This window comes from Mesorhizobium sp. M7A.F.Ca.CA.002.09.1.1 (assembly GCF_003998555.1).
GTDB lineage: Bacteria > Pseudomonadota > Alphaproteobacteria > Rhizobiales > Rhizobiaceae > Mesorhizobium > Mesorhizobium ciceri.
Genome location: NZ_RZRR01000059.1, coordinates 1 through 11,789, shown reverse-complemented (window position 1 = coordinate 11,789; position 11,789 = coordinate 1). Strand labels below are relative to the sequence as shown.

The following is an 11,789-nucleotide window of genomic DNA, read 5'->3' as shown; positions in this document are numbered from 1 at the left end:
CACATATCCAATCGGCCGCTGCCAGCAGCCGGATTTCGCCGCCTACGGATCGCAGAATGACAAATACCTGCCTGACATTCCGCGACCTGACGCTTGGCTACGGCAGCCATCCGGCGATCCATCATCTCGACGGCACCATCCGCAAGGGCTCGCTGACCGCTGTGGTCGGCGCCAACGGCTCCGGCAAATCGACGCTGATGAAAGGTATTGTCGGCGTCCTGAAGCCGATGGCCGGCGAGGTTGTCCGCGCACCCGGTGTACGTGCCGCCTATCTGCCGCAGCAATCGGAGCTCGACCGGTCCTTTCCGGCGCGGGTGGTGGATCTGGTTTCGCTCGGCCTGTGGCCACGGCGCGGCCTGCTTGGCCGCTACACTAGGGAAGATCGCGATGACGTCAGCAAGGCGCTGATGGCGGTGGGCCTCGGCGGTTTTGAAAAGCGGCCGATCGACACGCTGTCGGGCGGCCAACTGCAGCGCACGCTGTTTGCCCGTGTCCTGCTGCAGGACGCCGACCTCATCCTGCTCGACGAACCCTTCAACGCCGTCGACGCCAAGACGGTCGGCGACCTCATTGCGCTGATCAAGCACTGGCATGGCGAGGAACGCACCATCATGGTCGTCGTCCACGATCTGGATCTGGTGCGGCAGAATTTCCCCGAAACGCTGCTTCTGGCCCGCCAGCCGATCGCCTGGGGCGAAACCCGGGAAACGCTGAAGCCTGAAAATCTGTTGCGCGCCCGCCGTTTTCACGAGGCCTGGGAAGAAAATGCACCCTGGTGCGAGCCGGGCGAGGACGCTCATGGTCACGATCACCATGGCCACGATCACGATCACCAACATGGCGTCGGACCGAGGGCTGCTTGATGGACATGCTTTACGGCCTAGTCATCGCGCCCTTCGCCGATTTCGCCTTCATGCAGCGGGCGTTGATCGGCTCGCTGATGCTGTCGCTCGGCGCCTGCCCGATCGGCGTCTTCCTTATGCTGCGGCGCATGAGCCTGTCGGGCGACGCCATGGCGCACGCAATCCTGCCCGGTGCAGCCGCCGGCTTCCTGTTCTATGGGCTGGAAATCCTGCCGATGACCATCGGCGGCCTGATCGCCGGCGTCATCGTCGCGCTCGGCGCCGGCGCCGTCTCGCGTTTCACCATCCAGCGCGAAGACGCCTCGATGGCGGCTTTCTACCTGATTTCGCTCGCCATCGGCGTGCTGATGGTGTCGATCCGCGGTTCCAGCGTCGATCTCATGCATGTGCTGTTCGGCACCGTGCTGGCGCTCAATGACGAGGCCCTGACGCTGATCGGCGGCATCGTCGCGGTGACGCTGGTCAGCCTCGCCATCTTCTGGCGGGCGCTGGTCGCCGAATGCCTCGACCCGCTGTTCCTGCGCTCGGTCAGCCGGCTCGGCAGCCCGGTGCATTTCATCTTCCTCGGCCTTGTCGTACTCAACCTCGTCGGCGGCTTCCAGGCGCTCGGCACGCTTCTATCGGTTGGGCTGATGATGCTGCCGGCCGCGGCCGCCCGCTTCTGGACGGTTCGCGTCGAGCCGATGTGCGTGCTGGCCGTACTGATCGGCTTCGCATCCTGCGTCGCCGGGCTGCTTTTGTCCTATCACGCCTCGCTGCCATCCGGCCCGGCCATCATCCTGTCGGCCGGCGTCGTCTATTTCGCCTCGATCCTGTTTGGCACGCGCGGCATCCTGCGCGCGCGCATCATCCATCACCGTCACAGAACGGCCTGATCCCCGCCCCTAGAAGGAGACCCCTCTATGCTGAAATCCATCCATGCCGCCCTGGCGATGAGCGTTATAACATTAACCGCCTTTGGCGCATCGTCGGCCTTCGCGGCCCCGCTGAAAGTGGTCGCCAGCTTCACCGTCATTGCCGATTTCGCCAAAAATGTCGGCGGCGACCGCATCGATGTCACCACCATCGTCGGGCCGGATGGCGATGCCCATGTCTACGAGCCGAGCCCGGCCGATGCGGTGGCCATGGCCAAGGCCGACATCGTGCTGGTCAACGGCCTGCATTTCGAAGGTTTTCTGCAGCGGCTGGTCGATGCCAGTGCCACCAAGGCCTCGATCATCACCTTGACCAAGGGCGTGACGCCGATCGATTTCAAGCCTGAATTCGCCGATGCCGACGCGGCCGAAGGTGCCGGCACCGGCGGCGGCAAGACGGTCACCGATCCCCACGCATTCCAGTCGATTGCCAACGCCAGGATCTATGTGAAGAACATCGCCGAGGCTTTCTGCGCGGCCGATTCGGAAGGCTGCGTCAGCTATCAGACCAATGCCGCCGCCTACACCAAGAAGCTTGATGCGGTCGAAGGTGAAGTGAAAGCGGCAATTGCCTCGATCCCAGAGAGCAAGCGCGTCGTCATCACCTCGCACGACGCCTTCGGCTATTTCGAACATGCATACGGCCTGACCTTCCTCGCCCCGCAAGGGGTCTCGACCGACTCCGAACCATCCGCCGCAGACGTTGCCAAGCTGGTCAATCAGGTGAAGCAGGACAAGGCGGCTGCGATCTTCGTCGAGAACATCACCAACCCGCGCCTGATCGAGCAAATCGCCAGCGAAACCGGCATCAAAGTCGGCGGCACGCTCTATTCGGACGCGCTGTCGCAGCCCGACGGCCCGGCCGCGACCTATATCGACATGATGCACAACAACATCCGTCAGATCAAAGGCGCTATTCTCGGCAGCTGAGTTTGAAGGATTGTCCAGCCGGGCCGCATCGGCCCGGTTGGATTTTCTGGCACGCAATGGCTATTTGGCAGAGAAATCCTTCGGCACGGATTGCCGCCCATGTCGGGGAGTGGCAAGACTGCCACCTGACCAGTTTGCGAGGATGCTGCCATGGAATACCGCGAAATCAGCGAGGACTATTCGGTCTCGGGCCAGATCCAGCCCGAAGACGTCGCCGCCATCAGGGAAGCTGGCTTCAAGAGTGTGATCTGCAACCGGCCCGATGACGAACAGCCGGGCCAGCCTTCTGCCGACACCGTCGGGGCAGCGGTCGAAGCCGCAGGCCTCGCCTTCCGCTACATTCCGGTGATCAGCGGCCAGATCACGGCCGAGAATGTCGAGGATCAGGCCGAAGCGCTCGAGGAACTCGACGGCCCGGTCTTCGCCTATTGCCGTTCCGGCGCCCGCTGCACCAATCTCTATGGACTGATCCAGCAGTCGAAGGGTTGAACGGCCCTTCCGTCATTAGGCTGGCGATCCTTCACACCCCCTCTGGCCTGCCGACGTATCAATGATATCCGCTCAGATTAAATCGGCAGCGCGCCGGTTTCCTTCAGCGTCTCCAGCACGATCGCCGTTTTCACATGCTGCACGGATTCGTGCGGCAGTAGCACGCCGTTGACGAATTCCGACAATGATTTGAGATCCGGCGTCACCACTTTCAGGATGTAGTCCATCTCGCCGGTCAGCGCGTGCGCTTCCTGCACTTCGGGCAGCCGCGCCACCAGTTCGCCGAAGCGCCTTGCATTGTCGCGATTGTGGGTGGCGAGCGTGACCGAAATGACGTTGACCAGGGAAAAACCGAGCTTGTCGCGGTCGAGAACGGCGCGATAGCCCCTGATGAAGCCGTCCTCCTCCAGCCGCTGACGGCGGCGCGAGCATTGCGACGCCGACAGGTTCACCCGCTCCGAAAGATCGTTGTTGGTCAGCCGCGCATCACCCTGCAACAGTGCCATTATCTTGCGGTCGAACTGGTCAATGCGCGCCTCATCCATGGCTTTCCCTTACATCATGCACGCTTCACGCATGACATCATCATTTCAAGCGTTTGAATGCAAGCACCGTGCGCCTCCTCCGCGTTATCATCGTGTCAAATCGCCTTTTCAGGCCAGGCCAGCTTTCGGAGGAATATTATGGGTCCCTTCCCGCACGACGCCCCGCCCGCCAGGATCAGCAAGGACAACCCGGCCGGCACCGATGGGTTCGAGTTCGTCGAATTCGCGCATCCGGAGCCGCAAAAGCTGGCTGAGCTGTTCACCCGCATGGGCTATATCGCGGTGGCCAAGCACCGCACGAAAGACCTCACCATCTGGCGGCAGGGCGACATCAACTATGTCGTCAACGCCGAGCCCGGCTCGCATGCGATGAAATTCGTCGACAGGCACGGCCCCTGCGCGGCTTCGATGGCATGGCGGGTGGTCGATGCCAAACACGCCTTCCACCATGCGGTCGCCAAGGGTGCCACACCTTACGAAGGCGCCGACAAGGCGCTGGACGTGCCGGCGATCGTGGGCATTGGCGGCTCGCTGCTCTATTTCATCGAGACCTACGGCAAGAAGGGTTCGGCCTATGATGCCGAGTTCGAGTGGCTGGGTGCGCGCGACCCGCGGCCGGAAGGCGTCGGCTTCTACTATCTCGATCACCTGACCCACAATGTCTATCGCGGCCAGATGGACAAATGGTGGGATTTCTACCGCAACCTGTTCGGCTTCAAGCAGATCCATTTCTTCGACATCGACGGCAAGATCACCGGCTTGGTCAGCCGCGCCATCACCTCGCCCTGCGGCAAGATCCGCATTCCGCTCAACGAGTCCAAGGACGAGACCAGCCAGATCGCCGAGTACCTGAAGAAGTACAATGGCGAAGGCATCCAGCACATCGCCGTCGGCACCGACGAAATCTACGAGGCCACCGACAGACTGGCCGAGAACGGGCTGAAGTTCATGCCCGGCCCGCCTGAAACCTACTACGACATGTCGTATGACCGCGTGAACGGCCATGACGAACCGATCGAGCGGATGAAGAAGCACGGCATCCTGATCGATGGCGAAGGCGTCGTCGACGGCGGCACGACCAAGATCCTGCTGCAGATATTCTCGAAAACCGTGATCGGGCCGATCTTCTTCGAGTTCATCCAGAGGAAGGGCGACGAAGGTTTTGGCGAAGGCAATTTCCGCGCGCTGTTCGAATCGATCGAGCAGGACCAGATCAAGCGTGGCGTGATCAAGGTTCAGGCGGCGGAATAGCCATCGAACTCACTTGCGGCCCGGCCAATTATGACCTAAATTCTGGTCATAAGAGGTCGTCTATGAATATCCCCATGGCAAAAGCGAAGGCTCAGCTTTCCGAATTGGTGAAACGTGCCCAGGCTGGCGAAGAGATCCATCTGACCAGACATGGAGAGGTTGTCGCAACCTTGAGCGCTCCCGTTCGGGCTGGTGGGAGCAAAGGCTTGCTTGGCGCCCTGAAAGGCCAGATTTGGATATCGGATGATTTTGATGAACTCGGTCCCGAATGGGACGAGTATATTAAATGAGCCGCAGATATCTGGTCGATACCCATATTCTGCTTTGGGTACTCAACGCCGATTCACGTCTTTCGGCGCGATATCTTTCTCACAGGCAAGGATGTGATCGTCAGCGCCGTCTCGGTGGCCGAGATCGCCATCAAGAAATCGCTCGGCAAAGTGACGCTCACAGGCGACATCGTGGACCTCCTGCGATCGAACGGGATTCCGATTCTCGGCGTAAACGAACTACACGCGGCGAGACTTGAACATCTGCCGCTTCACCACCGCGATCCCTTCGACCGCCTGCTTATTGCGCAGACCCAAATTGAAGGCCTGACGTTGATCTCCGCGGATCGGCAATTTTCAGCCTATGACGTCGTATTGGCCTGATCGCCCAAGCCCAGCCGCTTGACCTCTTTCGCCGGGCTGAAGAGACAATACCGCGCGGTAGAGTCGGTCGTTCGACCAGAGATTGTTGCCGGCCATGCTGCGCGGGTAGTCGGGCAGGCTCATCACGTCATCCGGTTGACCGCGACAGATACAAGCCCGCCCACATAACGACAAATCCAGCAAGAACGATCAGCAGCAACCAGTTCATACGCCGACGCATGCTCTGCGTTTCCGCGTCCCGCGCGACGTCCATGTTGGTGATGGTGTGGAACATCATCGCCTTGCGCGGAAAGCCGCTGCGGTTGGTCAGGTCAGGCGAGCGCGCCTCTATGCGATAGCTCAGCCGGATCGCCTGGATGAAGACCGCCAGTATGGCGAGTGCCCAGACACCGGCCAGCAGATAGACCCCCGTCATGCCCTTACCTCTCGTATTTCTCGACCTTCTGTTCGATGGCACCGAAGATCGAATGCCCAGCCTTGTCCTTCATCTCGATGCGCACCGTGTCGCCGAAGCGCAGGAATGGCGTTTTGGGTTCGCCTGACACAATGGTCTCGATCATGCGCAGTTCGGCGATGCAGGAATAGCCGGCGCCGCCGGCCGAGACAGGCTTGCCCGGCCCGCCGTCGAGCTTGTTGGAGACGGTGCCGGAACCGATGATCGTGCCGGCGGCCAATGGCCGTGTCCTTGCTGCATGAACGATCAGCGCCGGAAAGTCGAAGGTCATGTCGATACCGGCATTGGCGCGGCCGAACGGCTTGCCGTTGAGATCGGCAAGCAGCGGCAGGCTGACCTTGCCGCCGTCCCAGGCATCACCCAGTTCGTCCGGCGTCACAGCGACCGGCGAAAACGCCGAGGACGGCTTTGATTGGAAAAAACCGAAACCTTTGGCCAGTTCCGGTCCGGTGAGCGCGCGCAACGTAACGTCGTTGACCAGCATGACCAGTCGGATCGCTGCCTTTGCTTCTTCGAGGCTTGCACCCATCGGCACGTCGTCGACGATGACAGCGACCTCGCCCTCCATGTCGATGCCGAAGGCTTCGTCAGCCGTGCGGATCGGATCACGTGGCGGAATGAAAGAATCCGAGCCGCCCTGGTAGATCAGCGGGTCGGTCCAGAAGCTCGCCGGCATCTCGGCGCCGCGCGCTTTGCGCACCAGCTCGACATGGTTCACGTAAGCCGAGCCATCGGCCCATTGATAGGCACGCGGCAGCGGCGAATGGGCGTCATGTTCGTGGAAGCGCTCCGCCGGCATCGCATTGTTCTCAAGCGATTCCGCTATTGTCGCGAGATGCGGGGCGATGCGCCGCCAGTCGTCGAGCGCCGCCTGCAGCGTGCGAACCAGGAACGAGGCGTCGGTGAAGCGTGTCAGGTCGCGCGAGACGACGACGAGTTTCCCGTCGCGCGTCCCGTCCTTCAATGTGGCAAGCTTCATGCGGTTTCCTCTCCTGCTGCAGCTTTGGCGCTGCTTAAGCCCACAACAAGACCGTCGCGGGCGATCGTCAAGTCGCCGTTCCAAGTTTTCCTGACGGCGGCAGTCCAGTCGGCCTCGCCTATCAAAGAATCGTCGGCCGGAATGAGGTGGTTGAGCACCAATCTCTTCACGCCGGCATCGCTTGCGATGCTGCCGGCCTCTTCGGCAAAGCTGTGGCTGGCGAGCAGATGCTCTCTGAGCCGCGCACCATTGCCGGTCCTGGCCACCAGTCGCTCGATGCCTTCTTCCAGCATGGCTTCGTGGACGAGGATGTCGGCGCCTCGGGCAAAATCGGCGAGCGGCGGATAAAAGGCCGTGTCGCCGGAGAACACCACGCTTTTGGCGCCATGCTCGAAGCGAAGCGCAAAACAATCGGTCACCGGCGGATGCTCGACGCGCAGCGCCGAAACCGTCAAGCCGCCCTGCGCGACCACCTGGCCTTCGCCGAATTCGCTGATCGACACCAGATCGCGAATATCCGGCCGGCCTTCGTCAACGATGCGGATCTCGATGTCGAACTCCATCGCCTGGCAAAAGCGCCGCCAGTAATGACCGGTGCCGGGCGGACCGAACACGCCGACGGGCGTCGCGAGGCCCGCCGTCCAGGCGGTGTGGATCAGCGGCCCCAGTTCAAGCACATGGTCGGAGTGCAGATGCGTGATGAAGATCAGGTCGAGCGACTTCAGGCTGATGCCGGCATCGACCAGACCACGCGTCACGCCAAGGCCGCAGTCGACGACGATGCTGCGGCCGCCGATCTGCAGCAGCGACGAACTCGGCCATGGACCACCCGGCCGCAATGCCGGGCCACCCTTCGAGCCCAAAAGCACCAGCCGATCCGGCATTGGCTCGGTGATCAAGACCAGTCGCCCTCGGGCGTGCCGTTGAAACGCTTCTTCAGGTCGGCCCAGCAGTCGATGTAGTTGTCCTGCCGGGTTTCGAGCTCGGCGCCGTAGCGGGTCAGCATCTGCGGAAATCGGGTCTCGAACATGAAGGCCATGGTGTTGTCGAGCTTGACCGGTTTCAGCTCCGCGCGCGAGGCCTTTTCAAAGCCAGGCGCATCCGGCCCATGGGCCAGCATCAGATTGTGCAGGCTGATGCCGCCAGGCACGAAACCTTCTTCCTTGGCGTCGTACTGGCCGTGGATCAGGCCCATGAACTCGCTCATGATGTTGCGGTGGTACCAGGGCGGCCGGAAGGTATCTTCGGCCACCAGCCAGCGCGGCGGGAAGATGACGAAGTCGATGTTGGCCGTGCCCTCCTCGCCGCTTGGTGCCGTTAACACGGTGAAGATCGACGGATCGGGATGGTCGAACAAAAGCGCTCCGACCGGTGAAAAGGTCGCCAGATCATATTTGTAGGGCGCATAGTTGCCGTGCCAGGCAACGACATCGAGCGGCGAATGGCCGATCTCGGTGACATGGAAATTGCCGCACCATTTCACGATCAGCCGGCACGGCGTTTCCTTCTCCTCGAACCAGGCGCAAGGCGTCTTGAAATCGCGTGGGTTGGCCAGGCAATTGGCGCCGATCGGGCCGCGATCGGGCAGCGTCAACTTGGCGCCGTAGTTCTCGCAGACGTAGCCGCGCACTTCGGCGTCGACCAGCTCGACCTTGAAGACCAGACCGCGTGGCAGCACGGCGATCTCGCCGGGCCGCAGCTCAATGACGCCCATCTCGGTGACGAAGCGCAATGCGCCGACTTGCGGCACGACCAGCAACTCGCCGTCGGCATTGAAAAAATGATCGTCCGCCATCGAGGTGTTGGCGACATAGACATGCGCCGCCATGCCGGTCTGCCCGAGCACGTCGCCAGCGGTTGTGATGCTGCGCATACCGGCGATGAAATCGGTCGGCTCCTTCGGCATCGGCACCGGGTTCCAGCGATACTGGCCGAGCGCCAGTTCATGATCGCCGACATTGGGCGCACTCTTCCACAAGGGATAGCTCGCCGCCTTGAAGCGGCCGGTGTGCTTGACGCTCGGCCGGATGCGGTAGAGCCAGGACCGCTCATTGGTGCCGCGCGGCGCGGTGAAGGGCGAGCCTGAAAGCTGCTCGGCATAGAGGCCGTAGGCCGGCCGCTGCGGCGAATTCCGTCCCTGCGGCAACGAGCCGGGCAGCGTCTCGGTCTCAAAATCGTTGCCGAAGCCCGGCATATAGGAAAAGGCCATTGCTTCCTCCCGGAATGGATCTCAATTGACCAAACTGGTTTCATTTGTAACCATCGAAAATGTAACCATCAATGGCGGCTTTGAAAAATGGCGATCAGGAGCGAAGCGTCCGACGCGGCTGAAATTCTCAATCTGGAAAACTTCCTGCCCTACCGGCTCTACCGGCTTGCCGACGCCGTCAGCCGCGAATTTTCGAGGATATACAAGGACAGCCATGGCCTGACGCGGCCGGAATGGCGCACCCTTTCGGGGCTGGGGCAGCATGGAACGATGACTGCGACCGAACTCGGCGAGCAATCGGCTATGCACAAGACCAAGGTTTCACGCGCCGTGGCTGAACTCGAGCGGCGGCGCTGGTTGATGCGGACACCTGATGAGAAAGATCGCCGTATCGAACATCTGACGCTGACCGGAACGGGGCTTGCCGCCTATCGCGAGATGGTGCCGCTGGCGAAGGCGTTCGAACGGGATTTGCTGGCAAGGCTCAGCGCTGAAGAGCGCACGGCGATCACCAGCGGACTGGCTGCATTGGAGACCAGTCTGGTCCCGAGCAAGAGTTAGTCCAAGATCAAGCCAATCACTCTGAACGACGGAGTTCGAGCGAGACTGCGTGGAAACTCCCGAAGCATAGCATTGCTTTCGATTTAATCGTTATTTGCGTTGTCAGGCCGCGTATAATGCCCATCATACCGACAGGAGGACTACGATGAGCATTCGCACATTAAGTGTCCTGGTGACGCTGCTTGTAGGCACCTGCACATTTGCGCAGGCGCAGCAGACAAAGCCGATGTCGATCGAAGTGTTCCCTTTCGAATTGGAGGACAAGAGCGCCGGGGCGGGAATAATTCCCCCGGATGAATATGACAGGCGCTATCTGTCGGAATCAGCACAAGTTGCTAAGGACATGCTCTCCCAGTCTGGGCGTTTTACAGTAATTGATGTGCCGGCGAGGGATACACAGGCCACGGCGCCGCACGGATTGCGCAACTGCGCTGGTTGTGAAGGCCCGATTGCCAAGGAGCACGGCGCGTCGCTTGCCTTGCTTGGCGTCGTAACGCGCGTCAACCGAACAGAACATACTATGTTCATTCGCATCCTTGACGCCGAAACCGGGAAACATGTTTCGGAGGGGTTTACCGATCTTCGCATGGGTGCGAACTACGCGTGGCCCCGCTCCGTGAAATGGCTGATGAAAAACAGAATTCTGCGTTAGGGCGGCATCTACCAATCCATCACCACCTTGCCGGAACTGCCGCTGCGCATTGCATCGAAGCCGGCTTGGAAATCGTCGATGCCGATGCGGTGCGTGATAAGCCCGGAAACATCCAGCGGCCCCTGCACCAGCGCGATCATCTTGTACCAGGTCTCGAACATCTCGCGGCCATAGATGCCCTTGAGATGCAGCATCTTGAAGATGACCTTGTTCCAGTCGATCTCGAATCCGGTCGGGGCGATGCCCAGAATGGCGATCTTGCCGCCGTTGTTCATGGTGTCGATCATGTCGCGGAAGGCGGGGGCTGCGCCCGACATTTCGAGGCCGACATCAAAACCCTCGGTCATGCCGAGTGCCGGCATGACATCGCGCAGCTTTTCCTTGGACGCGTCGACGACATGCTGGACGCCGAGCTTTTTCGCCAGCGCCAGCCGCACCGGATTGATGTCGGTGATGACCACTTTTCGCGCGCCGACGCATTGGGCGACGAGCGCGCCCATGATGCCGATCGGCCCGGCGCCGGTGACCAGCACGTCCTCGCCGACCAGATCGAAGGAGAGTGCCGTGTGCACGGCATTGCCCAACGGATCGAAGATGGCGGCGATCTCGTCCGGCACATCATCGGGGATCGGCACGACGTTGTGCTGCGGGATAGCCAGATACTCACCGAAGGCGCCTGGACGGTTGACGCCGACGCCGAGCGTGTTGCGGCACAGATGCCCTCGCCCGGCGCGACAGTTGCGGCAATGGCCGCAGACGATGTGGCCTTCGCCCGATACACGCTGGCCGACCTTGTATTCGGTGACCGCTGCGCCGAAATCGGCAACGGTGCCGACGAATTCATGGCCCGTCACCATCGGCACCGGCACCGTCTTCTGCGCCCACTGGTCCCAATTGTAGATGTGCACGTCGGTGCCGCAGATCGCCGTCTTCTTGATCTTGATCAGCACGTCGTTGGGGCCGATTTCCGGCACCGGCACCTCTTCCATCCAGATGCCCGGTTCGGCCTTGGCCTTCACAAGCGCCTTCATCATGTTCGACATCAGGATTTCCCTATTCCGTGATTGCGCTTCTGGCGAGATAGCCTGCACAACGGGAAGGTAGGCCACTAACTCGTTTGAACGTCCGGAATGGTCAGCCCCGCCTGCTCAGCCTCGCGGCGCAAATTCTGACGGGGCCTGGGGCCGATCTGCTGGATCACCAATCCGGCTGCCAGTGAGCCAAGGTCGCCGCAAGTCTGCAGGTCGCGGCCTTGCGTGTAGCCATGCAGGAAGCCGGCGGCATAGAGA

General features: G+C 61.3%; 15 protein-coding genes and 2 pseudogenes. 9 read left to right on the top strand and 8 right to left on the bottom strand.

The window, feature by feature from the left end; all coding sequences use genetic code 11:
- Positions 1 to 56 precede the first annotated feature (56 nt).
- The 4 genes from aztA (at position 57) to EN994_RS04790 (ending at position 3,196) form a co-directional block, all read left to right on the top strand.
- Positions 57 to 863, top strand: a complete 807-nt coding sequence (gene aztA, locus EN994_RS04805; protein ID WP_063167741.1) for a zinc ABC transporter ATP-binding protein AztA — start codon at positions 57 to 59, stop codon at positions 861 to 863.
- Positions 863 to 1,738, top strand: a complete 876-nt coding sequence (aztB, locus tag EN994_RS04800; protein WP_013532308.1) for a zinc ABC transporter permease AztB — start codon at positions 863 to 865, stop codon at positions 1,736 to 1,738. The genes aztA and aztB overlap by 1 nt, the downstream gene beginning before the upstream one ends.
- Before the next feature lie 27 nt (positions 1,739 to 1,765).
- Positions 1,766 to 2,707, top strand: coding sequence for a zinc ABC transporter substrate-binding protein AztC (aztC, locus tag EN994_RS04795; RefSeq protein ID WP_013532309.1), 942 nt, complete (start codon positions 1,766 to 1,768; stop codon positions 2,705 to 2,707).
- 150 nt (positions 2,708 to 2,857) lie between these two features.
- Positions 2,858 to 3,196 (top strand): TIGR01244 family sulfur transferase, encoded by a 339-nt coding sequence (locus EN994_RS04790; protein ID WP_063167740.1) that lies wholly within the window; start codon positions 2,858 to 2,860, stop codon positions 3,194 to 3,196.
- Between the two features lie 77 nt (positions 3,197 to 3,273).
- Here the strand turns inward: EN994_RS04790 and EN994_RS04785 are convergent, their stop codons facing one another.
- The gene (locus EN994_RS04785; RefSeq protein ID WP_013532311.1) at positions 3,274 to 3,741 is read right to left on the bottom strand and encodes an Lrp/AsnC family transcriptional regulator; all 468 of its coding nucleotides are present in this window, start codon (positions 3,739 to 3,741) and stop codon (positions 3,274 to 3,276) included.
- Positions 3,742 to 3,879: 138 nt separating this feature from the next.
- Here EN994_RS04785 and hppD point away from each other — a divergent pair, with 138 nt between their 5' ends.
- The 3 genes from hppD (at position 3,880) to EN994_RS04770 (ending at position 5,645) form a co-directional block, all read left to right on the top strand.
- On the top strand, positions 3,880 to 4,992 hold the full coding sequence (gene hppD, locus EN994_RS04780) for a 4-hydroxyphenylpyruvate dioxygenase (protein WP_063167739.1): 1,113 nt from the start codon (positions 3,880 to 3,882) through the stop codon (positions 4,990 to 4,992).
- Positions 4,993 to 5,054: 62 nt separating this feature from the next.
- On the top strand, positions 5,055 to 5,282 hold the full coding sequence (locus EN994_RS04775) for a type II toxin-antitoxin system prevent-host-death family antitoxin (RefSeq protein ID WP_013532313.1): 228 nt from the start codon (positions 5,055 to 5,057) through the stop codon (positions 5,280 to 5,282).
- A 93-nt stretch (positions 5,283 to 5,375) separates the two neighbouring features.
- Entirely contained in the window at positions 5,376 to 5,645 is a 270-nt protein-coding gene (locus EN994_RS04770) for a type II toxin-antitoxin system VapC family toxin (RefSeq protein ID WP_244514291.1), read from the top strand.
- A 27-nt stretch (positions 5,646 to 5,672) separates the two neighbouring features.
- Here EN994_RS04770 and EN994_RS35950 read toward each other — a convergent pair.
- The 5 genes and pseudogenes from EN994_RS35950 to hmgA all read right to left on the bottom strand — a co-directional run.
- A pseudogene (locus tag EN994_RS35950) lies at positions 5,673 to 5,768 on the bottom strand (damage-inducible protein DinB); the annotation flags it as partial.
- 4 nt (positions 5,769 to 5,772) lie between these two features.
- Entirely contained in the window at positions 5,773 to 6,060 is a 288-nt protein-coding gene (locus EN994_RS04760) for a hypothetical protein (RefSeq protein WP_063167738.1), read from the bottom strand.
- Positions 6,061 to 6,064: 4 nt separating this feature from the next.
- Positions 6,065 to 7,078 (bottom strand): fumarylacetoacetate hydrolase family protein, encoded by a 1,014-nt coding sequence (locus tag EN994_RS04755; protein WP_063167737.1) that lies wholly within the window; start codon positions 7,076 to 7,078, stop codon positions 6,065 to 6,067.
- On the bottom strand, positions 7,075 to 7,962 hold the full coding sequence (locus EN994_RS04750; protein ID WP_032899759.1) for an MBL fold metallo-hydrolase: 888 nt from the start codon (positions 7,960 to 7,962) through the stop codon (positions 7,075 to 7,077). Before EN994_RS04750 ends, EN994_RS04755 begins: the two co-directional genes overlap by 4 nt.
- Positions 7,963 to 7,973: 11 nt before the next feature.
- On the bottom strand, positions 7,974 to 9,287 hold the full coding sequence (gene hmgA, locus EN994_RS04745; RefSeq protein ID WP_024505602.1) for a homogentisate 1,2-dioxygenase: 1,314 nt from the start codon (positions 9,285 to 9,287) through the stop codon (positions 7,974 to 7,976).
- Positions 9,288 to 9,374: 87 nt separating this feature from the next.
- Here hmgA and EN994_RS04740 point away from each other — a divergent pair, with 87 nt between their 5' ends.
- The gene (locus EN994_RS04740; protein ID WP_024505603.1) at positions 9,375 to 9,848 is read left to right on the top strand and encodes a MarR family transcriptional regulator; all 474 of its coding nucleotides are present in this window, start codon (positions 9,375 to 9,377) and stop codon (positions 9,846 to 9,848) included.
- A gap of 145 nt (positions 9,849 to 9,993) precedes the next feature.
- Positions 9,994 to 10,500: a DUF2380 domain-containing protein gene (locus tag EN994_RS04735; RefSeq protein WP_063167736.1), complete on the top strand. Its 507-nt coding sequence runs from the start codon at positions 9,994 to 9,996 to the stop codon at positions 10,498 to 10,500.
- An 8-nt stretch (positions 10,501 to 10,508) separates the two neighbouring features.
- Here EN994_RS04735 and tdh read toward each other — a convergent pair whose 3' ends face one another.
- On the bottom strand, positions 10,509 to 11,543 hold the full coding sequence (gene tdh / locus EN994_RS04730; RefSeq protein ID WP_013532321.1) for an L-threonine 3-dehydrogenase: 1,035 nt from the start codon (positions 11,541 to 11,543) through the stop codon (positions 10,509 to 10,511).
- A gap of 65 nt (positions 11,544 to 11,608) precedes the next feature.
- Positions 11,609 to 11,789 (bottom strand): annotated as a pseudogene (locus EN994_RS04725) (hypothetical protein); the annotation flags it as partial.

What these genes read in the sequence shown, in the direction of transcription:
- EN994_RS04760 (WP_063167738.1), bottom strand. Translation starts at nt 6,060, where the DNA reads ATGACGGGGGTCTATCTGCTGGCCGGTGTCTGGGCACTCGCCATACTG.
- hmgA (WP_024505602.1), bottom strand. Translation starts at nt 9,287, where the DNA reads ATGGCCTTTTCCTATATGCCGGGCTTCGGCAACGATTTTGAGACCGAG.
- EN994_RS04790 (WP_063167740.1), top strand. Translation starts at nt 2,858, where the DNA reads ATGGAATACCGCGAAATCAGCGAGGACTATTCGGTCTCGGGCCAGATC.
- hppD (WP_063167739.1), top strand. Translation starts at nt 3,880, where the DNA reads ATGGGTCCCTTCCCGCACGACGCCCCGCCCGCCAGGATCAGCAAGGAC.
- aztB (WP_013532308.1), top strand. Translation starts at nt 863, where the DNA reads ATGGACATGCTTTACGGCCTAGTCATCGCGCCCTTCGCCGATTTCGCC.
- EN994_RS04740 (WP_024505603.1), top strand. Translation starts at nt 9,375, where the DNA reads ATGGCGATCAGGAGCGAAGCGTCCGACGCGGCTGAAATTCTCAATCTG.
- EN994_RS04785 (WP_013532311.1), bottom strand. Translation starts at nt 3,741, where the DNA reads ATGGATGAGGCGCGCATTGACCAGTTCGACCGCAAGATAATGGCACTG.
- EN994_RS04735 (WP_063167736.1), top strand. Translation starts at nt 9,994, where the DNA reads ATGAGCATTCGCACATTAAGTGTCCTGGTGACGCTGCTTGTAGGCACC.
- EN994_RS04755 (WP_063167737.1), bottom strand. Translation starts at nt 7,078, where the DNA reads ATGAAGCTTGCCACATTGAAGGACGGGACGCGCGACGGGAAACTCGTC.
- aztC (WP_013532309.1), top strand. Translation starts at nt 1,766, where the DNA reads ATGCTGAAATCCATCCATGCCGCCCTGGCGATGAGCGTTATAACATTA.
- tdh (WP_013532321.1), bottom strand. Translation starts at nt 11,543, where the DNA reads ATGTCGAACATGATGAAGGCGCTTGTGAAGGCCAAGGCCGAACCGGGC.
- aztA (WP_063167741.1), top strand. Translation starts at nt 57, where the DNA reads ATGACAAATACCTGCCTGACATTCCGCGACCTGACGCTTGGCTACGGC.
- EN994_RS04775 (WP_013532313.1), top strand. Translation starts at nt 5,055, where the DNA reads ATGAATATCCCCATGGCAAAAGCGAAGGCTCAGCTTTCCGAATTGGTG.
- EN994_RS04750 (WP_032899759.1), bottom strand. Translation starts at nt 7,962, where the DNA reads ATGCCGGATCGGCTGGTGCTTTTGGGCTCGAAGGGTGGCCCGGCATTG.